Source organism: Pseudomonas sp. AC532 (genome assembly GCF_979258965.1).
Genome location: NZ_OZ409888.1, coordinates 218,445 through 241,460, shown reverse-complemented (window position 1 = coordinate 241,460; position 23,016 = coordinate 218,445). Strand labels below are relative to the sequence as shown.

Annotated in this window: 20 protein-coding genes; 2 read left to right on the top strand and 18 right to left on the bottom strand. The window is 65.4% G+C overall.

The window, feature by feature from the left end; genetic code table 11:
- Positions 1–16: 16 nt before the first annotated feature.
- Complete coding sequence (folE, locus tag ACZ0AV_RS01120; RefSeq protein ID WP_499149333.1) at positions 17–580, top strand: GTP cyclohydrolase I FolE; 564 nt, start codon at positions 17–19, stop codon at positions 578–580.
- A 968-nt stretch (positions 581–1,548) separates the two neighbouring features.
- Here the strand turns inward: folE and ACZ0AV_RS01115 are convergent.
- The 15 genes from ACZ0AV_RS01115 to ACZ0AV_RS01045 form a co-directional block, all read right to left on the bottom strand.
- Entirely contained in the window at positions 1,549–3,315 is a 1,767-nt protein-coding gene (locus tag ACZ0AV_RS01115) for an ABC transporter transmembrane domain-containing protein (RefSeq protein ID WP_499149332.1), read from the bottom strand.
- A gap of 251 nt (positions 3,316–3,566) precedes the next feature.
- Positions 3,567–3,971 carry a 4-carboxymuconolactone decarboxylase gene (gene pcaC / locus ACZ0AV_RS01110; RefSeq protein ID WP_499149331.1) on the bottom strand — a complete coding sequence of 135 codons (405 nt, stop codon included), beginning with the start codon at positions 3,969–3,971 and terminating at the stop codon, positions 3,567–3,569.
- Positions 3,972–4,035: 64 nt separating this feature from the next.
- Positions 4,036–4,827: a 3-oxoadipate enol-lactonase gene (gene pcaD / locus ACZ0AV_RS01105; protein ID WP_499149330.1), complete on the bottom strand. Its 792-nt coding sequence runs from the start codon at positions 4,825–4,827 to the stop codon at positions 4,036–4,038.
- 54 nt (positions 4,828–4,881) lie between these two features.
- Positions 4,882–6,261 carry a 3-carboxy-cis,cis-muconate cycloisomerase gene (locus ACZ0AV_RS01100; protein ID WP_499149329.1) on the bottom strand — a complete coding sequence of 460 codons (1,380 nt, stop codon included), beginning with the start codon at positions 6,259–6,261 and terminating at the stop codon, positions 4,882–4,884.
- 18 nt (positions 6,262–6,279) lie between these two features.
- Complete coding sequence (locus ACZ0AV_RS01095) at positions 6,280–7,593, bottom strand: MFS family transporter (RefSeq protein ID WP_499153259.1); 1,314 nt, start codon at positions 7,591–7,593, stop codon at positions 6,280–6,282.
- A 409-nt stretch (positions 7,594–8,002) separates the two neighbouring features.
- A complete protein-coding gene (gene pcaF / locus ACZ0AV_RS01090) occupies positions 8,003–9,208 on the bottom strand; it encodes a 3-oxoadipyl-CoA thiolase (protein ID WP_499149328.1) in 1,206 nt (401 codons plus the stop codon).
- A complete protein-coding gene (locus ACZ0AV_RS01085; RefSeq protein ID WP_499149327.1) occupies positions 9,205–9,987 on the bottom strand; it encodes a CoA-transferase subunit beta in 783 nt (260 codons plus the stop codon). Before ACZ0AV_RS01085 ends, pcaF begins: the two co-directional genes overlap by 4 nt.
- Entirely contained in the window at positions 9,987–10,838 is an 852-nt protein-coding gene (locus tag ACZ0AV_RS01080) for a CoA transferase subunit A (RefSeq protein WP_499149326.1), read from the bottom strand. Before ACZ0AV_RS01080 ends, ACZ0AV_RS01085 begins: the two co-directional genes overlap by 1 nt.
- 154 nt (positions 10,839–10,992) lie before the next feature.
- Positions 10,993–11,949: an AraC family transcriptional regulator gene (locus ACZ0AV_RS01075; RefSeq protein ID WP_499149325.1), complete on the bottom strand. Its 957-nt coding sequence runs from the start codon at positions 11,947–11,949 to the stop codon at positions 10,993–10,995.
- A gap of 169 nt (positions 11,950–12,118) precedes the next feature.
- On the bottom strand, positions 12,119–13,474 hold the full coding sequence (locus ACZ0AV_RS01070; protein ID WP_499149324.1) for an MFS transporter: 1,356 nt from the start codon (positions 13,472–13,474) through the stop codon (positions 12,119–12,121).
- Between the two features lie 98 nt (positions 13,475–13,572).
- The gene (salA, locus tag ACZ0AV_RS01065; RefSeq protein WP_499149323.1) at positions 13,573–14,868 is read right to left on the bottom strand and encodes a salicylate 1-monooxygenase; all 1,296 of its coding nucleotides are present in this window, start codon (positions 14,866–14,868) and stop codon (positions 13,573–13,575) included.
- 170 nt (positions 14,869–15,038) lie between these two features.
- Complete coding sequence (gene catA / locus ACZ0AV_RS01060; protein WP_499149322.1) at positions 15,039–15,968, bottom strand: catechol 1,2-dioxygenase; 930 nt, start codon at positions 15,966–15,968, stop codon at positions 15,039–15,041.
- A 48-nt stretch (positions 15,969–16,016) separates the two neighbouring features.
- The gene (gene catC, locus ACZ0AV_RS01055; RefSeq protein ID WP_499149321.1) at positions 16,017–16,307 is read right to left on the bottom strand and encodes a muconolactone Delta-isomerase; all 291 of its coding nucleotides are present in this window, start codon (positions 16,305–16,307) and stop codon (positions 16,017–16,019) included.
- Positions 16,308–16,327: 20 nt separating this feature from the next.
- Positions 16,328–17,449 carry a muconate cycloisomerase family protein gene (locus ACZ0AV_RS01050; RefSeq protein ID WP_499149320.1) on the bottom strand — a complete coding sequence of 374 codons (1,122 nt, stop codon included), beginning with the start codon at positions 17,447–17,449 and terminating at the stop codon, positions 16,328–16,330.
- Positions 17,446–17,577, bottom strand: a complete 132-nt coding sequence (locus ACZ0AV_RS01045) for a hypothetical protein (protein WP_499149319.1) — start codon at positions 17,575–17,577, stop codon at positions 17,446–17,448. The genes ACZ0AV_RS01050 and ACZ0AV_RS01045 overlap by 4 nt, the downstream gene beginning before the upstream one ends.
- 102 nt (positions 17,578–17,679) lie before the next feature.
- Between ACZ0AV_RS01045 and ACZ0AV_RS01040 the strand changes: the two genes are divergently transcribed.
- Positions 17,680–18,555, top strand: a complete 876-nt coding sequence (locus tag ACZ0AV_RS01040; RefSeq protein WP_499149318.1) for a LysR family transcriptional regulator — start codon at positions 17,680–17,682, stop codon at positions 18,553–18,555.
- 406 nt (positions 18,556–18,961) lie between these two features.
- Here the strand turns inward: ACZ0AV_RS01040 and ACZ0AV_RS01035 are convergent, their stop codons facing one another.
- The 3 genes from ACZ0AV_RS01035 to ACZ0AV_RS01025 form a co-directional block, all read right to left on the bottom strand.
- On the bottom strand, positions 18,962–20,224 hold the full coding sequence (locus ACZ0AV_RS01035) for an OprD family porin (RefSeq protein ID WP_499149317.1): 1,263 nt from the start codon (positions 20,222–20,224) through the stop codon (positions 18,962–18,964).
- An 82-nt stretch (positions 20,225–20,306) separates the two neighbouring features.
- Entirely contained in the window at positions 20,307–21,524 is a 1,218-nt protein-coding gene (locus ACZ0AV_RS01030; protein WP_499149316.1) for a benzoate/H(+) symporter BenE family transporter, read from the bottom strand.
- Positions 21,525–21,620: 96 nt separating this feature from the next.
- Positions 21,621–22,955, bottom strand: coding sequence for an MFS transporter (locus ACZ0AV_RS01025; RefSeq protein ID WP_499149315.1), 1,335 nt, complete (start codon positions 22,953–22,955; stop codon positions 21,621–21,623).
- Between the last annotated feature and the right edge of the window lie 61 nt (positions 22,956–23,016).

Below are 23,016 nucleotides of genomic sequence, written 5' to 3'. Positions count from 1 at the left end.
ACACCCTGGAAGCCCCATGGAATCAAGCGTTAAGAAGTTAGAACAGCACTACACCGCCATCCTCGGCCAACTCGGCGAAGACGTCTCCCGTGAAGGCCTGCTAGACACGCCCAAGCGTGCCGCCAAAGCCATGCAGTACCTCTGCAACGGCTATCAGAAGACCCTGGAAGAAGTCACCAATGGTGCGCTGTTCAGCTCCGACGCCAGCGAGATGGTGCTGGTCAGGAACATCGAGCTGTATTCGCTGTGCGAGCACCACCTGCTGCCTTTCATCGGCAAGGCCCACGTCGCCTACATTCCCAATGGCAAGGTGCTGGGCCTTTCCAAGGTCGCGCGCATCGTCGACATGTACGCCCGTCGCCTGCAGATCCAGGAAAGCCTCAGCCGGCAGATCGCCGAAGCGGTCCAGCAGGTCACTGGCGCGCTCGGCGTGGCCGTGGTCATCGAAGCCAAGCATATGTGCATGATGATGCGCGGCGTGGAAAAGCAGAACTCTTCCATGGTCACCTCGGTGATGCTCGGCGAATTCCGCGACAACGCCGCCACCCGCAGCGAGTTTCTCAGCCTGGTCAACAACTGAGAACAGCTCCTGCAGGAGCACCACCCACCCCGTATTAGCCTCGCCCCGGCGCGAACGATGGCAGCCATACCGCACCATCGCGTCACGGCCACCATTCGCCGCGGAGTCGCGGCTCCTGCAAGTGATCGCGGCATCACCACCTCTCGCGTAGGAGCGGCGCCCTCGGCGCGAACGATTGCGGCCATACCGCACCACCATATTACGGCCACCATTCGCCACGGGGGCGCGGCTCCTACAAATGATTGCGGCATCACCACCCATCGCGTAGGAGCGTCGCCCCCGGCGCGAACGATTGCGGCCATACCGCACCACCATATTACGGCCACCATTCGCCGCCGGGTCGCGGCTCCTACAAGTGATCGCGGCATCACCACCTCTCGCGTAGGAGCGTCGCCCTCGGCGCGAACGATTGCGGCCACACCGCACCACCCCATCACGGCCACCATTCGCCGCGGGGTCGCGGCTCCTACAAATGATCGCGGCATCACCACCCATCGCGTAGGAGCGGCGCCCCGGCGCGAACGATTGCGGCCATACCGCGCCACCCCATCACGGCCACCATTCGCCGCGGGGTCGCGGCTCCTACAAGTGATCGCGGCATCACCACCTCTCGCGTAGGAGCGTCGCCCTCGGCGCGAACGATTGCGGCCACACCGCGCCACCCCATCACGGCCACCATTCGCCGCCGGGTCGCGGCTCCTACAAGTGATCGCGGCATCACCACCCGTCGCGTAGGAGCGGCGCCCTCGGCGCGAACGATTGCGGCCATACCGCGCCACCCCATCACGGCCACCATTCGCCGCGGGGTCGCGGCTCCTGCAAGTGATCGCGGCATCACCACCCATCGCGTAGGAGCGTCGCCCTCGGCGCGAACGATTGCGGCCACACCGCACCACCCCATCACGGCCACCATTCGCCGCGGGGTCGCGGCTCCTGCAAGAGCGGCGCCCTAGCGCTGGTGGCCTACGTCAGGTTTTCTCGACGAACTGCAATTCGGCCAGCCGGGCGTACAACGGGTTGCCAGCGATCAGTTCGGCGTGATTGCCCAAAGCAACCAGGCGGCCCTGATCGAACACGGCGATGCGGTCCGCGCTCTTCACAGTCGCCAGCCGGTGGGCGATCACCAGCGTAGTGCGGCCGCGCATCAGCTCCGGAAGGGCCTGCTGGATCAGGTGTTCACTTTCCGCGTCGAGGGCGCTGGTGGCTTCGTCCAGCAGCAGGATCGGCGCATCCACCAACAACGCCCGGGCAATCGCCAGGCGCTGGCGCTGGCCGCCGGAGAGGCCAAGCCCGGCGTCGCCCAGGTGGGTCTCATAGCCCTGCGGCAGGCGCTCGATGAACTCATGGGCATGGGCCGCACGCGCCGCGGCCTCCACCTCGGCGCTGCTGGCGTCCAGGCGGCCATAGCGGATGTTGTCTGCCACGCTGCCAAAGAAAAGCGCCGGGTGCTGGGAAACCAGCGCAAAGCTGTCGCGCAGCACCTGCGGATCGAGGCGCTCGATCGGCAGCCCATCGACCAGAATTCGCCCCTGCTGCGGGTCATAGAAGCGCAGCAGCAGATCGAACAAGGTGGACTTGCCGGCCCCGGACGGCCCGACAATGGCCAGGGTTTCCCCGGGCGCGACCGTCAGCTCGATGTTTTCCAGGGCCAGGCTGTCGGGGCGCGTCGGGTAGGCGAAGGACAGCCCCTGCACCTCGATACGCCCCTGTATCGGCTGCGTCGGAACCAGCTCGCCGTCGAGCGGCGCATGGATCTCGTTGCGTGCGCTGAGCAACTCGCTGATGCGTTCGGCCGCGCCGGCGGCCCGCTGCAGCTCACCGATCACTTCGCTGAGGGTGCCGAACGAGGAGCCGACAATCAGGCTGTAGAAAACGAACGCAGCCAGTTCGCCGCCGCTGATGCGCCCGGCGATCACGTCCATGCCACCGACCCAGAGCATCACGCCGACGGCGCCCAGCACCAGCACGATCACCACGGTAATCAGCCAGGCCCGCTGGGCGACGCGCTTGCGCGCGATGTCGAACGCGGCCTCGGCGGACAGGCTGAAACGGCGGCGGTCCTCGGCCTGGTGGTTGTAAGCCTGTACCGTCTTGATCTGCCCGAGCACTTCACTGACGTAGCTGCCGACATCGGCGATGCGGTCCTGGCTGAGCCGCGACAGCTCGCGCACCCGCCGGCCGAACAACAGGATTGGCGCGACCACCAGCGGCAAGGCGGCCAGCACGATGGCGCTCAACTTGGGGTTGGTGACCACCAGCAGGATCATCCCGCCGACCAGCATGATCAGGTTACGCAGCGCCATCGACAGTGAAGAGCCAATCACCGATTGCAGCAGCGTGGTATCAGCGGTCAGCCGCGACTGGATCTCCGAGCTGCGGTTGTGCGCATAGAAACCCGGGTGCAGCCCGACCAGATGATCGAATACCCGTTTGCGGATATCCGCCACCACCCGCTCGCCCAGCCAGGACACCAGATAGAAACGCGTGTAGGTGCCCAGCGCCAGGGCGAGCACCAGCACGAAGAACAGCAAAATCGACTGGCGCAGCGCTTGCGGCGACTGGGTAGCCAGCCCCTGATCGACCAGTAATTTGATGCCCTGCCCCATGGACAAGGTGATCGCTGCCGTAAACATCAACGCCAGCAGCGCGCCGACGACGCGCCCGCGATAGGGGGCGATGAACGCCCACGAGATGCGTAGCGCGTCGCGCTGGCGGGAGGACAGAAAAAGACTCATGGCGGGCTCGTGGGCTGACGGCGGTAGGGCTCTGCCCAGCAGATGGGGGCGCGGCCCGCCAACATCAAGCGCCAGGCCGCAAACCTGGCGACTTCACCACCGCGGTATGCGACAGGCCGCCCAGCGATGGCGGTTGCACCGCTGCCTGAAAGGCGCCGCCCAGACCCACGATGATCGAGGCCCGCCACCCCTGCCCGCGAGGTGCAGACGCGGTGGCCTGCAGGGTGCACCGCTAAACGTTACCGTGGCCGCTATGCCTGACCCTGGTTCAGCGACTCGGCGCCCAGCTCGCCCCACAGCTCCTCGGCCAGGTGAAAGGTCGCGTTGGCTGCCGGAATGCCGCAGTAGATCGCGCTCTGCATGATCACCTCCTTGAGCTCTTCGCGTGTCACGCCATTATTCCTGGCGGCCTTGAGGTGCAGCTTCAACTCGCCCTCGCGGTTCATACCGATGAGCATGGCGATGGTGATCAGGCTGCGGGTATGGCGTGGCAGGCCCGGGCGCGTCCAGATGTCGCCCCAGGCATGCCGGGTGATCATTTCCTGGAATTCTTCATTGAACGGCGTCAGCTTTTCCAGGCTGCGGTCGACGTGGGCATCACCCAGCACCGCCCGGCGGACCTGCATCCCGGCTTCGTAGCGTTGTTTCTCGTCCATCAGTTGCTCCGGTCTCGTGGGGTGGAACACGCGCATCGGCGGGCAGCCGTCGATGCAGGTGGCCTCAGGTGGCCTGCAGAAAGCTCAGCACACGTGCGGTGAACAGCTCGCCCGCCTGCACGTTCGACAGGTGAGCCGCGTCGAACTCGACCAGCTCGGCGCCCTCGATATGCGTCTGCAGGAAGCGACCATGCTCTGGCGTGGTCACCGCATCGCCACTGCCGCAGACGATCAGCGTCGGTGCCTTGATGGAAGCGACCTGCTCACGGAAGTCGGCATCACGCACCGCGGCGCAATTGGCGGCGTACCCCTGGGGCGCGGTCTGCGCCAGCATGGTGACGATGGGCTCGACCTTGTCCGGGTGTTCGGCGGCGAACGCGGGCGTGAACCAGCGCTCGATGGACGCGTCGCGAAGATCGCGCATGGCCTTTTCGCCGCCTTTGAGCACGGTGTCGATACGGCTGTTCCACACTTCATCGGTGGCGATCCTGGCCGCGGTGTTGCACAGCACCAGCCGCGCCAGGCGCTCGCCGGCATTGATGCCGAACCACTGACCGATCAGGCCACCCATGGACAGGCCGCAAAAATGCACCCTGCCGATACCCAGCGCATCGAGCAGCGCCAGTAAGTCGCGACCGTTCTGCTCGATGCTGTAGAAGCCCGGGCTGACCACCGACTGGCCGTGACCGCGGGTGTCGTAACGCAGTACCCGAAAACTTTCGGTGAACGCCGGGATCTGCGCGTCCCACATATGCAGGTTGGTGCCCAACGAGTTGGACAGCACCAGCACCGGCGCGTCGGCCGGCCCTTCGAGCAGGTAGTTCAGGTCGCCATCGGCGAGGGTTACCACAGGCATGACAATCTCCTGGCAAATCGTTGAAGGACGTCAGCGCAGCCGCCGCGCGGCTCGCTAACGTGAAAGAGCGGGTTGATCCAGTTGACGGCTTTGTGCCACGGCGCGTTCCACCCAACGGCGCGACTGGCCGAGGTAATGGGCGGGGTCGAGCAACTGATCCAGTTCCTCTGTAGACAGTTGCGCGCACACCTCGGCGTGGGCGCCCAGCACCGCGCGCAAGTGCGCGCCCTCCTTCACCGCCTGCTTGCAACATTGTTCGACCAGGTGGTGAGCGGCGTCCCGACCGATGCGTTGCGCCAGGGCAATGCTCACCGCCTCGGCCAGCACCAGCCCACGGGTCAGGTCGAGATTGGCCGCCATCCGCGCGGCGTCAACTTCCAGGTCCGGCGCCAACAGCAGCGCTTGTTGCAGGGCACCGGACACCAGGCAACACAGCTGCGGCAGGGTCTCCCACTCCGCGTGCCAGAGGCCCAGGCTGCGCTCGTGTTCCTGGGGCATGGCGGCAAACATCGTGGCCACCAGCCCTGGCGCGCGAGTGGCAGCGCCGATGAGCACCGCGGCGCCAACCGGATTACGCTTGTGCGGCATGGTCGAGGAGCCCCCCTTGCCTGGCGCAGCAGGCTCGAACAGCTCGCCCGCCTCGGTCTGCATCAGCAGGCTAAGGTCGCGGCCCAGCTTGCCCAGGCTACCGGCAATCAGGCCGAGCAGGCTGGCGAACTCGACCAGACGATCACGCTGGGTGTGCCAGGGTTGCTCGGGCAATTGCAGATCCAGCTCGGCGGCCAATGCCTCGGCCACCGGCCAGGCCTTGTCGCCCAGCGCCGCCAGGCTGCCGGACGCACCGCCAAACTGCAGGCACAGCAGGCGGGGCTTGATTTCCTGCAGGCGTTGCCGATGGCGGTCGAGTGCGCCAAGCCAGCCGGCGATCTTCGCGCCCAGGGTCACCGGGGTGGCGTGCTGCAACCAGGTGCGCCCGGCCATCGGGGTCGCGGCGTGGCGTACGGCTTGCGCGGCCAGATCCCCGCTCAGCGCCTGCAGATCCTGCTCCAGCAGGCCGATGGCGGCACGTAGCTGCAGCACCAGGCCGCTGTCCATGACGTCCTGGCTGGTAGCCCCCAGGTGCACGTAGCGTTCGGCTTCGGCATTGCGGGTGGCGATGCGCTTGCCCAGCGCCTTGACCAGCGGGATGGCCGAGTTGCCGGCACTGCCGATGGCAATGGCCAGGGCGTCGAAATCGTACAGTTCCGCGCGGCAGGCGGCTTCGATGTCCGCGACCACCGCGGCAGGGATCACCCCCACCCTGGCTTCTGCCCTGGCCAGCGCCGCCTCGAAGTCGAGCATGCCCTGCACGCGGCCGTGGTCGCTGAACACCTGGCGCATTGCCGCGCTGGTGAAGTAGGCATCGAACAACTGGCTGCCGGGCCTTGGACTCATGCGCTGTAAACTCCGTGGTCAATGATCATGATGAAGGTAGCTGGCCTGGCGCGGCAGACGCAGGCTGACCAGAAAGGCCAGCACCATCATGCCCGATACGTACCAGTAAAACGTCTGTTCCAGGCCGATGGACTTGAGCCCCAGCGCCACGTACTCCGCAGAGCCACCGAACAGCGCATTGGCGACCGCATAGGCCAGGCCGACGCCGAGGGCGCGGACTTCCGGCGGGAACATCTCGGCCTTCACCAGGCCGCTGATCGAGGTATACAGGCTGACGATGGCCAGAGCCACGATGATCAGCAGAAAGGCCATTAGCGGGCTCTGCACCGTTTGCAGCAACGCCAGGATCGGCCAGGTGAAGATCGCCCCGAGCGCGCCGAACCAGAGCATCGAGGTGCGCCGGCCGATGCGGTCGGACAAGGCGCCGAACAGCGGCTGCATGATCATGAACAGAAACAGCGCAGCGGTCATGATGCCGCTGGCGGTCTTGGCGCTCATGCCGGCCGAGTTGACCAGGTACTTCTGCATGTAGGTGGTGAAGGTGTAGAAGATCAGCGAGCCGCCGGCGGTGTAGCCCAACACGGTGAAGAACGCCGCCTTGTGGTGTTTGAACAGGTAGGCGACGCTGCCCGATTGCTTGTTGCCGATCTGATCCTGCTTGGCGGTTTCATCGAGCGAGCGCCGCAGGTAGAAGGCCACCACCGCCGCCATCGCGCCGATCACGAACGGGATGCGCCAGCCCCAGGCACGCAATTGGTCTTCGCTGAGCAGCTGCTGCAGGATCACCACCACCAGCACCGCCAGCAACTGGCCGCCAATCAGGGTGACGTACTGGAACGATGCGAAGAAGCCGCGCTGGCCCTTGAGCGCCACCTCGCTCATGTAGGTCGCGGTGGTGCCGTATTCGCCGCCCACCGACAGGCCCTGGAACAGCCGCGCCAGCAACAGCAACAGCGGTGCCAGCGCACCGATGCTGGCATAGGTCGGCATGCAGGCAATGGCCAGCGATCCCAGGCACATCATCAGCACCGAGATCATCATCGAGACCTTGCGCCCGTACTTGTCGGCGACGCGGCCAAATACCCAGCCGCCAATCGGCCGCATCAGAAAGCCAGCGGCGAATACACCAGCGGTGTTGAGCAACTGAACGGTCGGGTCATCGGAAGGAAAGAAGGCCGGTGCGAAATAGATCGCGCAGAAGGCATACACATAGAAGTCGAACCATTCCACGAGGTTACCCGAGGAGGCGGCGACGATGGCGAAGATGCGCTTGCGGCGCTCTTCAGGGCTGTAATTCGGGGTTTCGTACACCGTGCTGGCATCAGAACTCATCATGCATACTCACTGGTAGGGAACGGAACGGCTCCCTACTCCGACTCATATGTAACCAAATGATTCGTCATCTCGAGTCACTTATCCTCGTCAGGCCACGGGGTCGTGGACCGCGCCCTGGCGAGGACAGCCGAAACCTTTAACAGCGCTTGGTGCAGAAATCGGATGATCAACGTGATACCCGTGGGAGCGGGCGGGGACGCCTAGTCCATGCCCGCGAATCGGGCGCATGGCGCCCTACCACAGAATGCGTGGTCTGCCTCAAACCGCAGGTGGGTAGCGACGTAGGGTGGACAACGCTCTTTTTGTCCACCATTGCGATTGCAGAGCGTTGGATGGAAAAAGCGCCGGCTACACGCCCCGGCCCACCCTACGACAGGCAGCTTCGCCACCCTACAAAAACACCCCTTCAAACCCGCTCGATGGCCAGTGCCAGCCCCTGCCCAACGCCTACGCACATGGTCGCCAGGCCGAGCTTGCCCCCGGTCTTCTCCAACTGGTGAACAGCGGTCAGCACCAGGCGGTTGCCGCTCATACCCAGTGGATGACCAAGGGCGATGGCGCCACCGTTCGGGTTGACCCTGGGGCTATCGTCCGGCAAACCGAGGTCGCGGGTGACCGCCAGCCCCTGGGCGGCGAAGGCTTCGTTGAGCTCGATGACGTCGAAGGCATCGATCTGCAGATTCAACCGCGCCAGTAGCTTGCGCACGGCTGGCACCGGGCCGACGCCCATGACACGTGGCGCCACCCCGCCGCTGGCCATGCCCAGCACCTTGGCGCGCGGCTTGAGGCCGTACTTCCGTACGGCTTCGGCAGAGGCCAGGATCATCGCAGAGGCGCCGTCGTTGAGACCCGACGCGTTGCCGGCGGTGACGGTCTTGTCGGCGCCATTGACCGGCTTGAGCCTGGCCAGGCCCTCGGCGGTGGTGTCGGCACGCGGATGTTCGTCGGTATCGACGACCACCTCGCCCTTTCTGGTCTTGATCACCACCGGGACGATTTCCTCGGCGTAGTAGCCGCTTTGCTGCGCCGCGGCTGCACGCTGCTGGCTGCGCAAGCCGAAGGCATCCTGGTCGGCGCGGCTGACGCCGTAGTCCTCGGCGACGTTGTCACCAGTGACCGGCATCGGGTCGACGCCATACCGCTCTTTCATCAGCGGGTTGACGAAGCGCCAGCCCAGGGTGGTGTCTTCGAGCTTCTGGCCACGACCGAAGGCGCTGTCGGCCTTGCCCATCACGTAGGGCGCGCGGGTCATCGACTCGACGCCAGCGGCGATGGCCAGCTCCATCTCACCCGTGGCGATGGCGCGGAAGGCAGCACCCACCGCTTCCATGCCCGAAGCGCACAGGCGGTTCAGCGTCACCCCCGGCACCGTCTCCGGCAGACCGGCGAGCAGCAGCGCCATGCGCGCCACGTTGCGGTTGTCCTCGCCGGACTGGTTGGCGCAGCCCATGAACACTTCGTCGACCGCCGACCAGTCGACCTGAGGGTTACGCTCGACGAGCGCCCGCAGCGGGATCGCCGCCAGGTCGTCGGCGCGTACTGCGGAGAGCGCGCCATTGAGACGACCAATCGGCGTGCGCACGGCGTCGCAGATGAATACCTCGCGGCTCATTCGTCACCCCCTGTCTGGCCATGGGCTGCGGCGGTGCGTGCTTCCAGGTCGCGCAGGGCGGCCAGCTCCTCTGCTTTCGGCGCCTCGGTGATGGTCACGTCATCGGCGAAGCGAATCTGCCAGCCGGTGTTCTCGATCACCTGCTCACGGCTCACGCCCGGATGCAGCGCGGTGACGATAAATTCGTTGCTGCCGGCTTCCGGCTCCATGATGCACAGGTCGGTGATGATCGCCACCGGCCCCTCGCCGGGCAGGCCCAGGCGCTTGCGGTGGTCGCCGCCTTCGCCATGGCCGACCGAGGTGATGAACGCCAGCTTGTCGACGAAGGTGCGGTGACCCTGCTTGAGGATGATCAGCACCTTCTTCGCGCTACCAGCGATCTCCGGCGCACCACCGGCTCCGGGCAAACGGACCTTCGGCGCATGGTAATCACCGATCACCGTGGTGTTGATATTGCCGAACTTGTCGACCTGGGCTGCACCGAGGAAGCCCACATCGATGCGCCCGCCCTGTAGCCAGTAGCGGAAGATCTCGCCGGTCGGCACTACGGTGTCGGCGGTTTCGGCCAGCTCGCCGTCACCGATGGACAGCGGCAACACGCTCGGCTTGGCGCCGATCGGGCCGGATTCGTAGATCAGCACCACCTGCGGCGCATGGGTCAGGCGCGCCAGGTTGGCGGCCTTGGAGGGCAAACCGATGCCGACGAAGCACACGCTGCCGTTACCGAGGCGGCGCGCAGCGGCCACGGTCATCATTTCATTGGTGTTGAAGTCGCTCATCACTTGGCCTCCCCGTTCAGTTTCGCCTGGTACTGCGCAAAATCCTCGGTACCACGGATGTATTCATCGATCCAGGCGGTGAAGGTCTCGCGGTCGCGGGCGATGGGATCCCAGGCCTGGTAGAAGCGGTTGTCGCGCTCGTAGTAGCCGTGGGCGTAAGACGGGTGAGCCCCTCCGGGCACGACGCACACCGCGGTCAGTGCCCAGGTCGGCAGCACGCAGGCGTTCATCGGCGCCTGCAGGTCATCGACGATTTCCTCGACGGTGACGATGCAGCGTTTGGCAGCCAGGGCGGCCTCCTTCTGCACACCGAGAATGCCCTGGATCAGCACGTTGCCCTTGCGGTCGGCCTTCTGCGCGTGGATGACGGTGACGTCAGGACGCACGCTCGGCACGGTGGCCAGGCTCTCGCCGGTGTACGGGCATTCGATGAAGCGGATCTCCGGGTTGACCTTCACCAGATCCGAGCCCTGGTAACCGCGCAGCACGGCGAACGGCAGGTTGGAGGCGCCGGCAACGTACGCGTTGGCCATCGCGGCATGGCTGTGCTCGCTGATTTCCAGCTTGTGCGGCCAGTGCTTTTCCACCGCATCGCGCAGGCGGTGCAGCGAACCGACGCCGGGGTTGCCACCCCAGGAAAAGATCAGCCGCTTGGCGCAACCGGCCCCGATCAGCAGGTCGTAGACCAGGTCCGGGGTCATGCGCACCAGGGTCAGATCCTTCCTGTTCTGGCGGATCAGCTCGTGGGAGGCAGCGGTGGGAATCAGGTGGGTGAAGCCTTCGAGGGCAACGGTGTCGCCATCGTGAACGAAGCGCTCGACCGCTTCGCGCAGGGAGAGAATCTCAGCCATGGTAGTTCCCGTCTTAGTGCTATGGATACCGTGAGCGGCGTGCGCCGGATGATCACAAGGTACCCACCCCATAGCCTGCTAACAATCCGATAATCGCTTATCTGTTCGATAATCGAACGAGACTTTTTCGAAGCTGCCGGGCTCACTGGCGTGCTCAACGGTTGCGTCGGTAGGTTTGCGACGGCAACTCGCCAAACCGGCGCCGATAGGCGTCGGCGAACCGCCCGAGGTGCAGGAAACCATGGTCGAGAGCGATTTCCGTGATGCTGCGCACCTGGCAGGCCGGATCGAGCAACCGGGCGTGGATGCGTTCCAGCTTGCGCTGGCGGATGTAGTCTTTCGGCGCGATGCCGGCGTGGCGCTCGAACAGCGCGTACAGCGAGCGCTCGCTGACATTGGCGACGGTCAGCAATTGATCGATGCCGATGTCCTGGGTCAGGTGTCGCTCGATGTAGTCGACCAACTGCTCGAACGACGAGGCCTGGGCCTGGGGCTGTACACGCTGCACGTTGTTGCCGAGCAGCGCGAGCAGCTTGCTGGCGACGATGCGCACATAATGTTCCTGGACCTGAGGCATGCTGGCAGCCGCCTCGGCCTCCTCGCAGATCAGCATCAACAGGCTGGCCAGGCCGTCCAGCGCGCGGATGTCGTGGCGTGCGGCGGTGAAGCGGATCCCGCTGTCGGGCAGCATCCAGCGGTTCTCCAGGCACGTGTTCTCGAACAGGCTGACCGGCAGCTTGACGATGAATTTCTCGCAGTCCGCCGAATAGGTCAGGTCCACCGGGTCGTCAGGGTTGATCAACAGCAACTCGCCCGGTACGTAGAAGTGTTCCTGATGGCCGCACTGCGAACGGCAATGCCCCTTGAGCAGCACCTGCAGGTGGTAGATGGTCTCCAGCGCAGGCGACGTGACCCGCACGCTGCCGCCGTAGCTGATGCGGCACAGGTCGAGGCTGGAGAACTTGCGGTGGTTGAGGCTTGCCTCGGGAAACCCGCTGGTGGGCAAGCGTATGCAGTGCGAGCCCACGTGCTGATTGACGTAGTCCGACACTGCATAAGGGTCGGCGCGCAGGAATACGCTGCTGCGTTCGCTCAGCAATGAATTGTTCATCATCAGGCCTCGTTGTTTTTCTTATAGGGCGCAACCGCCGACAGCCGGCAGCCCGCGGGTCATGCGGCGATTCTAACCCTCCCTCGATAGCGCGCCATGCCGGGATCATAAAGGGTTACATGTACCCGGGATTGGGGCTGTCGACATGCGCACAAGCCCCTCGCGCCGGCTACTCGGCAGGCAGTGAAATCGCCAGCGACGCCTGCCTGGCCACCACCTGGCGACGGTAGATGAACAGCATCATGGCCACCGCGGCGACCGCGCCAGGCGCTGCGAACACCAGGAAATTCAAGGGTAACGGCAACTGCGCGGCGAGCAACGCACCGCCCACCACCGGACCGATGATGGCGCCCGTTCGCCCAACCCCCATGGCCCATCCCAGGCCGGTCGAGCGAACATGGGCGGGATAGAATTGCACCGCGCAGGCATTGGCGAGAATCTGCGTGCCGATGGTGCCGGCCCCGGCAATGGCGACCAGCAGATAGAGCACGGGGGTGGGGCTTTTCAGCCCCAACAGGCTGATCGACACCGCCGCCATGGCAAAGAAGGCCACCAGTACCCTGTCGAGACGAAAACGGTCACCCAGCCAGCCGCCGCCGATGGCGCCGCCGATGGCGCCGACGATCGCGCCGAGATTCAACACGATCAAAAATCCAAGGCTCGAACTCAGCCCGTAGCCGGCGTTGTTCATCAACTTCGGCAGCCAGGAATTGAGCGCATAGACCATCAGCAGGCAACAGAAGAAGGCGACCCAGAGCATCAGCGTGGAAAATGCCCGACCGCCCTCGAACAGCTGCCCGATCCGGGCGTTGGAAACGCTGCCGGAAACGATGCTGAACCGATCGCCCGGAGTTGCCGTGTAGCTCGGCTCTACCTGCTGCAACACCGCGCTGGCCCGTGCCTGGGCGCCCGAAGCGAACAGGAAGCTCACCGATTCTGGCAGGTGGCGCATGGCCAATGGCAGCAACAGCAGCGGCACGGCGGCGACATAGAACACCGACTGCCAGCCGAACTGCGGGATCAGCACGATCCCCAGGCCGGCCGAGAGCATGCCGCCGACCGAGTAGCCGCTGAACATGATCGCCACCAGCAGCCCGCGCCTGCGTTTGGGCGCGTACTCGTTCATCAATGCCACCACGTTGGGCATCACCCCGCCAATGCCCAGGCCGGCGATGAACCGGCAGATGCCGAACTCGGTGGGGTTGCGCGCCAGGCCGTTGAGCACGGTGAAGAAGCTGAACAGCACCACGCAGAACGCGATGACCTTTCGCCGCCCGATCCGGTCGGACAACGAGCCGAAGAACAGCGCCCCGAACATCATCCCGAACAAGGCATAGCTACCCAGCGCGCCGGCTTGCAGGGGCGTGAGCCCCCATTCCTGCATGAGCACCGGCAGCACCACCCCGTAGATCACCAGGTCGTAGCCATCGAACACGATGATCAACGAGCACCAGAACAGCACTCGCCAGTGAAAGGCGTTGAACGTCGCGTTGTCCAGCAACGCATTCACATCTATGGTTCGCATGGCATCGATCTCTTGTTGTTATATCGATTGGGCACCGGTGCGCCTTAGGCAATGCCGGGCTGGCCGGTGCCGATACCGGGTGCAGGGTGCCGGGTTACTCAGGCATCGACTGCGGAGCGCCAGCCAAGCAGCGCCCTGGCTCGCGCCACGTCTGCTTCCTGATCATGATTCCATAGCCAGGCGAAGCGGCTTTCCAGCGCCGCGACCATGGCGTCCTCGTCATCACCGATGTGCGGGTCGCGCAGCTCGTACAACTCACCCGCCTCCCGGGAGGTGCGCTGCACGCGACAGGCCCTTGGCCGGCGCACGCTGTCATAGGCGCGCAGCACGGCGGGAACCTGCTCGGCGGTAAGCTGCGGGTCGGCCAGGAGCTGGGCAAGGAAGTAGGCATCTTCCAGGCCCTGGCCAGCCCCGGCACCCTGGTGCGGCAGCACTGCGTGGGCGGCATCGCCAACCAAAGCGACGCGCTCGTGGACGTACCCATCGAGCTCGGGCAGGTCGTGCAGCGCCCAACAGGTCGGCGCCGCAATGCACTCGAGCAGCGTCAGGGCTGCCGTGCCCCAACCGGCGAAGTCCTGGAGCATCTGGCGCTGGCTGGCTTCGCGCACCCAGGGCTCGCCTGACGGCCACTGAGGCGCGGGCGCAGTGCGATCGGACACGAACGCCACCACGTTGATGATCCGCCCCTGCTTCACCGGAAAGGTGAGGATGTGGCCATCGAGCCCCAGGTACATCTGCGGCACGTCCACCAGGTGTTCGTCCACGCCCTTGGCACGGAAGGCCTCGCGCAAGCGCTGGCTGTCGATCATGCCGCGATACGCACAGGTTCCGCTGAACTGCGGCCCGTGGTCCGCCTCGCCAAGGGCGGCGAGCACATGCCCGCGCACTGCCGATTTGATGCCGTCGGCGCCCAGCAGGAGATCACCGCGGTACTCGCTGCCATCGGTGAAGTGCACGCACACCTCGTCGCCCAGGTGCTCGATGTGCCGGGCACGCTTGCCGAAACGGGCGATCCCGCCCGGCAGACAGCCCGCCAGTGCATCGAGAAAATCCGCGCGATGCACCGAGGACTGCCCAACGCCCGGCGCCACACTGGCGCCCAGGTAGCCGGCATCGCGGCCACGCCGCCATTCGAACCACACGTCCTGCCAGGGCTGCGGCGTGCGATCCGCCAGTTTCGCGTACGGCTCGGCCAGGCCCAGGCCGGCGATGGCGCGCACCGCATTGGCACCAAAGGAAACCCCGGCACCGACCTCGCCAAACGCCGCGGCCGACTCGAACAGGTCGACCTTCAGGTGGGCATGCCGGCACAGACCGAGCGCCAATCCCACGCCGGCAATGCCGCCGCCGACGATGCCAATGCGCAGCGGGCGTTTATGCTGGTTGTCTTTCATGCGTTCTCTCCACGTCCATCTCGATGATCAGTGCCGACGGCAGCACGCCAGGCGCGCACGGATCGCGGTGGCCGGGCCCTGCGGGGCGCCGGGTATCGCCGAACGGTGTGCCGGTTCGGCAGCGGGTGCAGCGCACGGCGCGGACAAACGCCCGGCCGTGCCGAAGCGTGTCAGGCTTCCAGGGCGCGGACCCGCTCGTGACGCTGCTGCGCCTTGGGCTCGGCAGTGGCCTGGAGGGTGAAATCGAACTCGATTTCGGCGAAGCGCCCTGCCACCCCGTGGGCCCTGGCGCGCTCGGCATCCTCGAAGAAGTCGATCCTGGCGATCAGCTCATCGCGGGTGGCATAGGCGAAGTCGTCGTGCAGGTACTTGTCGCCATCGAGGTTGATCTGCGTGGTGAGGTGGCGATAGCCAGGCGCCGATATGAAGAAGTGCACGTGCGCCGGACGCTGGCCATGGCGGCCAAGCTGGTCGAGCAGCTGCTGGGTCGGACCATCCGGCGGGCAGCCGTAGCCGGACGGCACGATGCTGCGAAAGCGGTAACGACCTTCGGCGTCGGTCTCGATGCGCCGGCGCAGGTTGAACTCCGACTGCGCGGGGTCGAAGTAGGAATAGGTACCGCCCGTGTTGGCGTGCCAGACGTCGACGATGGCACCTGCCAACGGCCTGCCGTCGGTGTCCAGTACGCGGCCCTGCATGAACAGTGGCGTGCCGGCGTCCGTGCCGTCGTCCAGGCGCGCCTCGCCCTGGCTCAGGGGGGCGCCGGCGACGTACAGCGGGCCTTCGATGGTGCGTGGCGTGCCGCCGGTACGGCCGGCCTCTTCATCCTCGGCATCCATCAGCATATCGAGGTAGTGCTCGATCCCCAGGCCGGCGACCACCAGCCCCGCTTCCTGGCGGGCGCCCAGTTCGTTGAGGTAGTGCACCGCCTTCCAGAACTCTTCGGGGGTGATCTGCAGGTCCTCGATGATCTTCGCGGTGTCGTTGAGTACCCGGTGCACGACCGTTTTCATGCGGGCGCTACCCTGATCGTTGCTGAAGCCACTGGCTTGCTCGAAGAACTTCTGCACAGCCACGGTCTGCGCGATACGTACGGTCATGGTCATTTCCTCATCTTGTTGTTGTCTTGAACGAAGGATGCAGGCGGCTCAGCGATCGTCGTCATGGATCGACGACGGATGGCGACACAGCGCCATGACTTCGATCTGCATGTAGGGGTATAGCGGCAGTTGCATCAGGGTGTCATGCAGGGCCTGGGCATCCGGCACATCGAACACGCTGACGTTGGCGTACAGCCCGGCGATGCGCCACAGATGACGCCAGGTGCCCTCGCGCTGCAGGCGCTGCGCCAGTTGTTTCTCATCGGCCTTCAGACGATTGGCCTGCTCGACCGGCATGTCGGCAGGCAGCTTTACGGTCATGCGTACATGAAACAGCATGGCAATCTCCTCGATAGCGGTTAACGACGGCGAAAGTGCTGCAGGCGCTCGTCATCGAGCGCCACACCCAGGCCCGGCGTGGTCGGAATCTTCAGCTCGAAATCACGGTACACCGGCGCCTCGACGAGAATGTCCTCGGTCAGCAGCAGCGGGCCGAACAGCTCGGTGTGCCACTCCAGCCTGCCCAGGGTGGCGAAGGCATGGGCCGAGGCCAGGGTGCCGACGCTGCCTTCGAGCATGGTGCCGCCATACAGACCGATGCCCGCGGCCTCGGCGATATGGGCACTGCGCAGTACGGCCAGCGGGCCGCCGTTCTTGGCGATCTTCAGGGCGAACACCGGGGCCGCACCGGCACGCGCCAGGTTGAAGCTGTCTTCCACGCTCTCGATGGCCTCGTCGGCCATGATCGGCACCGGGCTGCGGGCGCTGACGCGCGCCTGGGCCTGCACGTCCTGGCGGGGAATCGGCTGTTCGATCAGGTCGACACCGGCATCGCCGAGCGCCTGGCAGGCGCGCACGGCCACCGCTTCGCTCCATGCCTGGTTGACGTCCACGCGCACGCTCGCGCGTTCACCCAGGGCGCGCTTGATGGCCGCCACGTGGGCGATGTCCTGCGCCGCCTCGCGGCTGCCGATCTTCAGCTTGAAGACCCGGTGGCGCCGCAGGTCGAGCATGCGTTCGGCTTCGTCGATGTCCTTGCCGGTGTCGCCGCTGGCCAGCGTCCAGGCAACTTCCAGGCCGTCGCGCAGGCGCCCACCGAGGAGCTCGGCGACCGGCAGGCCGAGTCGCTTGCCCTGGGCATCGAGCAGCGCGGTTTCCACCGCCGACCGCGCGAAGGTGTTGCCGCGTATCGACCGATCGATACGCTGCATCGCTGCATTGATGTTACCGGCGGGCTGGCCGACCAGCAGCGGCGTGAAATAGGTATCGAGGTTGGTCTTGATGCTTTCCGGGCTTTCCCCGGCATAGGCCAGGCCACCAATGGTGGTCGCCTCGCCGATTCCCTCGATCTCGTCGCTGCAGCGCAGACGCAGGATCACCAGGGTTTGCCGCTGCAACGTGTGCATCGCCAGTTTGTGCGGGCGAATGGTCGGCAGGTCGACGATCAGGGTGTCGAGGCTTTCGATCAGCGGAAGGCTCATGGGCGGTGATCCCCGTGCAGGTCGCGGCGAGCGGCGCGCGCTGCTGGGTCACGGCGCTGCTGCGCCTCGCTCAACGGGCGCGCCAGGCGCGAGTAATCGGCATAAGAAGAAAGGATGCGAATCGTCACGAGCATATCCTTCAGGTTTTGTTTTTGTGCAGGCACAGATTGACCTCAGCAAATACGCCAGTCCAATATTGAATCGGTCTGGTTGCATACCCTGGAGGTATCATGGAACTGCGCCACTTGCGCTATTTCCGCGTGTTGGCGGAAACCCTCAATTTCACCCGTGCAGCGGAGCGCCTGCACATCGCCCAACCGCCGCTGAGCCGGCAGATCCAGCAGCTGGAGGATGAACTGGGCGTGGCGCTGATCGAGCGCGGCAGGCCCCTGCGCCTCACCGAAGCCGGGCGGTTTTTCTACGAGCATTCCGTGCAGTTGCTCGAGCAGCTCGGCCGCGTCAGCGAAGACACCCGGCGCATTGCCGAAGGCCAGCGGCGCTGGCTGGGAATCGGCTTTGCACCCTCGACCCTGTACGGCGCCCTGCCGGAATTGATCCGCCAGCTGCGCAGCGAGGCGGCCATCGAACTGGGGCTCTCCGAACTGATTACTCTGCAGCAGGTGGAAGCGCTCAAGCGCGGGCGCATCGACATCGGCTTCGGGCGCATCCATATCGAAGACCCGGCCATCGTCCAGGAGGTGATCCGCGAAGACCCCCTGGTCGCCGCCCTGCCCGCCGGCCACCCGCTGCTTGCCGCGCCGGCCTCGTTGCAGGCACTGGCCAGGGAGCCGTTCGTGCTCTACCCAGGCACCCCACGGCCCAGCTATGCCGACCATGTGCTCGGGCTGTTCAGCCGCAACGGCCTGAAGATTCGCGTGGCGCAGATGACCAACGAACTGCAGACCGCCATCGGCCTGGTGGCAGCCGGCATCGGCATCACCCTGGTGCCCGCATCGGTACAACGCCTGCATCGCGACGACATTGGCTATACCCCCCTGCTCGACGCCAGCGCCACCTCGCCGATCGTGATCAGCTACCGCAAGGACGATGACTCGCCATTGCTCAGGCGCTGCCTGAAGCTGGTGAAGAATCTGGATAGTGAGTAAGGGCGAATTGGCAGGCCGAGCCGCCAAGTCCATTGCGCGCGGAAAACATCGCGGGCATGGCCCGCTCCCACCGATGACTGCTGTTCTCCTGTGAGCCTTAAGCCCGTAGTCCGTAGTCCGTAGTCCGTAGTCCGTAGTCCGTAGTCCGTAGGATGGGTGGAACCCATCGCAATTTGATGGGTTCCAGCCATCCTGCGACTTGTCCTCGATGGACCACCAAAGCGCCAACGACGCCCTCGAAATCACCCTATGAATACCGGCGTTCTGCTATCCCCGTGGGAGCGCGCCACGCGCGCGAAAATCGCGCCATGGCCTACTCCCAGAGGCACTGCACAGAGGCCGATCTTGCGTACTCAGGTTGGTCCGGGGATTACCGGCCGCTCGCTACCAGGATTGCCCCAGCGGCTCAGAGCAGCGTCCAGGTGTACGAAAGAATCAGGCGGTTCTCGTCAATGTCGCTGCGGTAGTTCGAGCGCGCCATGACGTTGCGCACGCGCACGCCCAGCCCCTTGAGCGCACCGCCCTGCACGACATAGCCGATATCCAGGTCGCGCTCGCGGTCCTTGCCTTCGAAGCCACGGCCGGTGTCGACGTTGTTGCCGCGGATGTAGCGCACCGTGGTGGTCAGCCCGGGTACGCCGAGTGCGGCGAAGTCGTAGTCGTAGCGGGCCTGCCAGGAGCGCTCGTCGGTGTAGGCGAACTCGTAGGTGGGCACCTCGTTACCCAGCGGCGTGACGTTGGCGAACACCCGCGGGAACGGGTCGTCTCCGAACATCGCCTGGTAGCCCACATAAAAGGTATGGCCGCCATGCTTGGCCGACAGCAGCGAGTAGAAGGCCTGGTTGTCGATAGTGCCCAGCAGCCGGTCGCCATCTTCCTGGCTGTCGAAATAGCCAAGGCTGGCGCCCAGCGTCCAGGCGCCCATTGGCTCGCTGTGCTTGAGGCCGGCGAAGCGCTGGTTGTAGATGTCTTCGAGCTGCGCGTACCACAGGCTGGCGGTGGTGCGCTTGGCGTTGAAGGCGTAGTCGGCCCCCAGGTAGTTGAACGCGTCGCTGCTGACCTGGCGCTGCGGCACATGGCCGAGCATGGCCTGCAGCTTGTCGTCGCCGGCCTCGTTGCGCAAGCTGGTTGAGCGCAGGTGGCCGCCCTGCAGGGTGAGGCCGTCGATCTCCCGGGACACCAGCGACGCGCCCTGATAGCTGGGCGGCAGCAGGCGGATGTCGCTGAAGGTCAGCACTGGCAGGTTGGGCTGCAGCTCGCCAAGGCGCAGTTCGGTCTGTGAGTAACGGGCCTTCAGCGCCACGCCGAGCCGGCTGTATTCGTCGGCCGCCTCGCCGTTGTCACGCACCGGCAGCAGCCCGGTATTGGCCCGATCCGGGCTGCTGTCGAGTTTGATACCGAGCAGGCCCTGGGCATCCAGGCCGAAGCCCACCACGCCTGGCGTATAGCCGGATTTGAAGTCGAGGATGAAACCCTGAGCCCATTCCTCGGCCTTGGATTGACGGTTGGCCCCGACGATATCGGAGAAATCCCGGCTGAAGTAATAGTTGCGCGCCTGCAGGGTCGCACTGGTGCCCTCGACGAAGCCTTCGTTGGCGGCCTGCACCGCAGCCGGTAGGCTCAGCACGCCCAGGGAAATTACATACAAGGTCTTGGATTGCTTGCTCATGGTGGCTCTGCTCTTGTTGTTATCGTATGGGTACCGCGGCACTTCGCCACAGGGCGTGGCGTGCCGAAGCAGAAAACAGGTGTCAGCGAGGCGCTTGATCTCGCCTCGCGGGCGCGACCTGCCCGGAGCCGGTCGCGGCTCTGCAGGTCAGCAGCCAATGGGCGAACACCCCGAAGATCAGCCCCCAGAACGCCGCACTGAGGCCGAGAAAAGACATGCCGGAGGCGGTGACGAGAAAGGCCACCAGCGCTGCTTCGCGCTCCTCGGGTACCGCCATGGCGGTTGCCAGGGAAGCTGCGATGGCGCCGAACAGGGCAAGCCCTGCCAACGCCGCGACCAGGGCCTGGGGAAAGGTGCTGAACAGACTGACCAGGGTCGCGCCAAACACGCCGAACAGCAGGTAGAACAGCCCGCCGACCACACCGGCCACATAGCGCCGCTCCGCCCGCTCATGGGCTTCACGGCCCGTACAGATGGCGGCGGTGATCGCCCCCAGTGCCAGGCCATGGCCCGCGAATGGTGCCAGCAACAGGCTGCCCAGGCCGCAGCTGGCCAACACGGGTCGCGCCGGCACCTGGCCGTAGCCGCTGCTGCGCAGCAAGGCCATGCCGGGGATGAACTGCCCGGTCAACGCCACCACCGCCAGCGGCACACCGATGTTGAGGATCGCCGCCCAGGAGAACGCCGGAGTGATCCACACGGGCGTGGCCAGGCCGAGCACCCAGGCGTCCGTGCCGAGCTCGCCACGGCCGATCACCAGCCCGACGCCGACCAGCAACACGGCCAGCACCGCGTAGCGTGGCGACAGGCGCTTGCACACCAGGTAAGTGACGAACATCGCCAGCACCAGCAGCGGCTGCTCCTGCAGCGATACGAACAGCGCACTGCCGAAACCGAACAGAATGCCCGCGAGCATGGCCGCACACACCGACAGCGGCAGCCGGGCGACCACCTTGTCGAAGGCCCCGCTGAGGCCCACCAGCAGCACCAGCAGGTTGGCGACGAGGTAGGCGCCCACTGCCTCGCCGAGGCTGACCTGAGGGAGCAGGCTGACCAGCAGCGCCGAACCCGGCGCCGACCAGGCAATCACCACCGGCGCCCGGTAACGCAGGCTGAGCACGATACCCAGCACGCCACTGCCGATGCTGATCGCCCAGATCCACGACGACAGCACCTCGGCCGGCAGGCCGGCCGTGTGCGCAGCCTGGAAGATGATCAGCAGCGGCCCGGCATAGGAAATCACCGTGGCGATAAACCCGGCGACCAGCGCCGACAGCGACATGTCCTTGAACAGCGTCATTGCATCGCTCCGTCAAGCGGGCGGCCGCAGCCGCTGCCGGCCAACCTGCAGCAGGCCGGTCGGCGGGTGTGGTCAGGGTACGAATGAATGCGCCGATCAGGCCTTGCCGGGTTGCAGGCCGAGCCTGGCGACGCTGGAGCTGTTCAGGACGAACACCAGCATCGCCAGGGCCCCAATGGCACCGGGGATGGCGAAGGCCATGAAGTTGAGCTGCAACGGCAACTCGATGCCCAGCAGCGCGCCACCCAGCAGCGGACCGACGATGGCGCCGTTGCGGCCGATACCCGAGGCCCAGCCAAGCCCGGTGGAGCGGATCGACAGGCCGTACAGCTGGGCCGTGCCGGCATACAGCAGAATCTGCGTGCCGATGGTGGTTGCCCCGGCAATGAAGATCAGCAGGTAGAGCACCAGCGTCGGGCTCTTGAAGCCCAGCAGGCTGATCGACACGGCCGCGGCAATGAAGAAGCCCAACTTGACCTTGGTCAGGTTGAAGCGGTCGCCCAGCAAGCCACCGAGAATCGCCCCGGCCATGCCGCCGAAATTCAGGGCCAACAGGAACGACAGGCTAGACCCCAGGCTGTAGCCGGCATTGGCCATCAGCTTGGGCAACCATGAACTCAACGCGTAGACCATCAGCAGGCAGCAGAAGAACGCCACCCAGATCGCCAGGGTGCGGATCGCCAGGCCGTCGCGAAACAGCTCCAGCACGGACACGCTGCCGCCCTTGCGCTCGTTGACGACCAGGTGCGCATCGGCGCCCAGGGTCTGGCTCGGGTCGAGCCGGTTGAGCAAGGCACGGGCCTGTTCGTGCTCACCACGGCGCACCAGAAAACCAATCGACTCCGGCAGGTAGTAGAGCACCACCGGCAACAGCAGCAGCGGCAGCGCGGCAACGAAGAACATCGACTCCCAGCCGAAGCGCGGCAGCATGAAGATGCCCACACCGGCGGACAGCATGCCGCCCAGCGAGTAGCCGCTGAACATCACCGCCACCAGGGTGCTGCGCATCTTCTTTGGCGCGTATTCGTTCATCAGCGCCACGGCATTGGGCATCAGGCCACCGCAGCCCAGCCCCGCAATGAAGCGGCAGATGCCGAATTCGGTGGGGTTACTGGCAAAGCCGTTGACGATGGTCGCCACGCTGAACAGCGCGAAGCAGATGGCGATGCCTTTCTTGCGGCCGATCTTGTCGGCCAGGCTGCCGAACAACAGCGCACCGAACATCATGCCGAACAACGCATAGCTGCCCAGGGCACCGGCCTGCAGGGGCGTCAGCCCCCACTCCTGCATGATCACCGGCAACACCACGCCATAGATGAACAGGTCGTAGCCGTCGAATATCAGCAGCAATGCGCAGAGACACATCACCAGCCAGTGAAAGGAATTGAAGCGGGCGTTGTCGATTACCTCGTTGACGTCGATGTTACGCATGGCATGGGTCTCTTATTGTTGTTGTGAAGCCGTGGCCGGCATTGCCGTCCTGTTCTGCTGG

What these genes read in the sequence shown, in the direction of transcription:
- folE (WP_499149333.1), top strand. Translation starts at nt 17, where the DNA reads ATGGAATCAAGCGTTAAGAAGTTAGAACAGCACTACACCGCCATCCTC.
- ACZ0AV_RS01115 (WP_499149332.1), bottom strand. Translation starts at nt 3,315, where the DNA reads ATGAGTCTTTTTCTGTCCTCCCGCCAGCGCGACGCGCTACGCATCTCG.
- pcaC (WP_499149331.1), bottom strand. Translation starts at nt 3,971, where the DNA reads ATGGACGAGAAACAACGCTACGAAGCCGGGATGCAGGTCCGCCGGGCG.
- pcaD (WP_499149330.1), bottom strand. Translation starts at nt 4,827, where the DNA reads ATGCCTGTGGTAACCCTCGCCGATGGCGACCTGAACTACCTGCTCGAA.
- ACZ0AV_RS01100 (WP_499149329.1), bottom strand. Translation starts at nt 6,261, where the DNA reads ATGAGTCCAAGGCCCGGCAGCCAGTTGTTCGATGCCTACTTCACCAGC.
- ACZ0AV_RS01095 (WP_499153259.1), bottom strand. Translation starts at nt 7,593, where the DNA reads ATGAGTTCTGATGCCAGCACGGTGTACGAAACCCCGAATTACAGCCCT.
- pcaF (WP_499149328.1), bottom strand. Translation starts at nt 9,208, where the DNA reads ATGAGCCGCGAGGTATTCATCTGCGACGCCGTGCGCACGCCGATTGGT.
- ACZ0AV_RS01085 (WP_499149327.1), bottom strand. Translation starts at nt 9,987, where the DNA reads ATGAGCGACTTCAACACCAATGAAATGATGACCGTGGCCGCTGCGCGC.
- ACZ0AV_RS01080 (WP_499149326.1), bottom strand. Translation starts at nt 10,838, where the DNA reads ATGGCTGAGATTCTCTCCCTGCGCGAAGCGGTCGAGCGCTTCGTTCAC.
- ACZ0AV_RS01075 (WP_499149325.1), bottom strand. Translation starts at nt 11,949, where the DNA reads ATGAACAATTCATTGCTGAGCGAACGCAGCAGCGTATTCCTGCGCGCC.
- ACZ0AV_RS01070 (WP_499149324.1), bottom strand. Translation starts at nt 13,474, where the DNA reads ATGCGAACCATAGATGTGAATGCGTTGCTGGACAACGCGACGTTCAAC.
- salA (WP_499149323.1), bottom strand. Translation starts at nt 14,868, where the DNA reads ATGAAAGACAACCAGCATAAACGCCCGCTGCGCATTGGCATCGTCGGC.
- catA (WP_499149322.1), bottom strand. Translation starts at nt 15,968, where the DNA reads ATGACCGTACGTATCGCGCAGACCGTGGCTGTGCAGAAGTTCTTCGAG.
- catC (WP_499149321.1), bottom strand. Translation starts at nt 16,307, where the DNA reads ATGCTGTTTCATGTACGCATGACCGTAAAGCTGCCTGCCGACATGCCG.
- ACZ0AV_RS01050 (WP_499149320.1), bottom strand. Translation starts at nt 17,449, where the DNA reads ATGAGCCTTCCGCTGATCGAAAGCCTCGACACCCTGATCGTCGACCTG.
- ACZ0AV_RS01040 (WP_499149318.1), top strand. Translation starts at nt 17,680, where the DNA reads ATGGAACTGCGCCACTTGCGCTATTTCCGCGTGTTGGCGGAAACCCTC.
- ACZ0AV_RS01035 (WP_499149317.1), bottom strand. Translation starts at nt 20,224, where the DNA reads ATGAGCAAGCAATCCAAGACCTTGTATGTAATTTCCCTGGGCGTGCTG.
- ACZ0AV_RS01030 (WP_499149316.1), bottom strand. Translation starts at nt 21,524, where the DNA reads ATGACGCTGTTCAAGGACATGTCGCTGTCGGCGCTGGTCGCCGGGTTT.
- ACZ0AV_RS01025 (WP_499149315.1), bottom strand. Translation starts at nt 22,955, where the DNA reads ATGCGTAACATCGACGTCAACGAGGTAATCGACAACGCCCGCTTCAAT.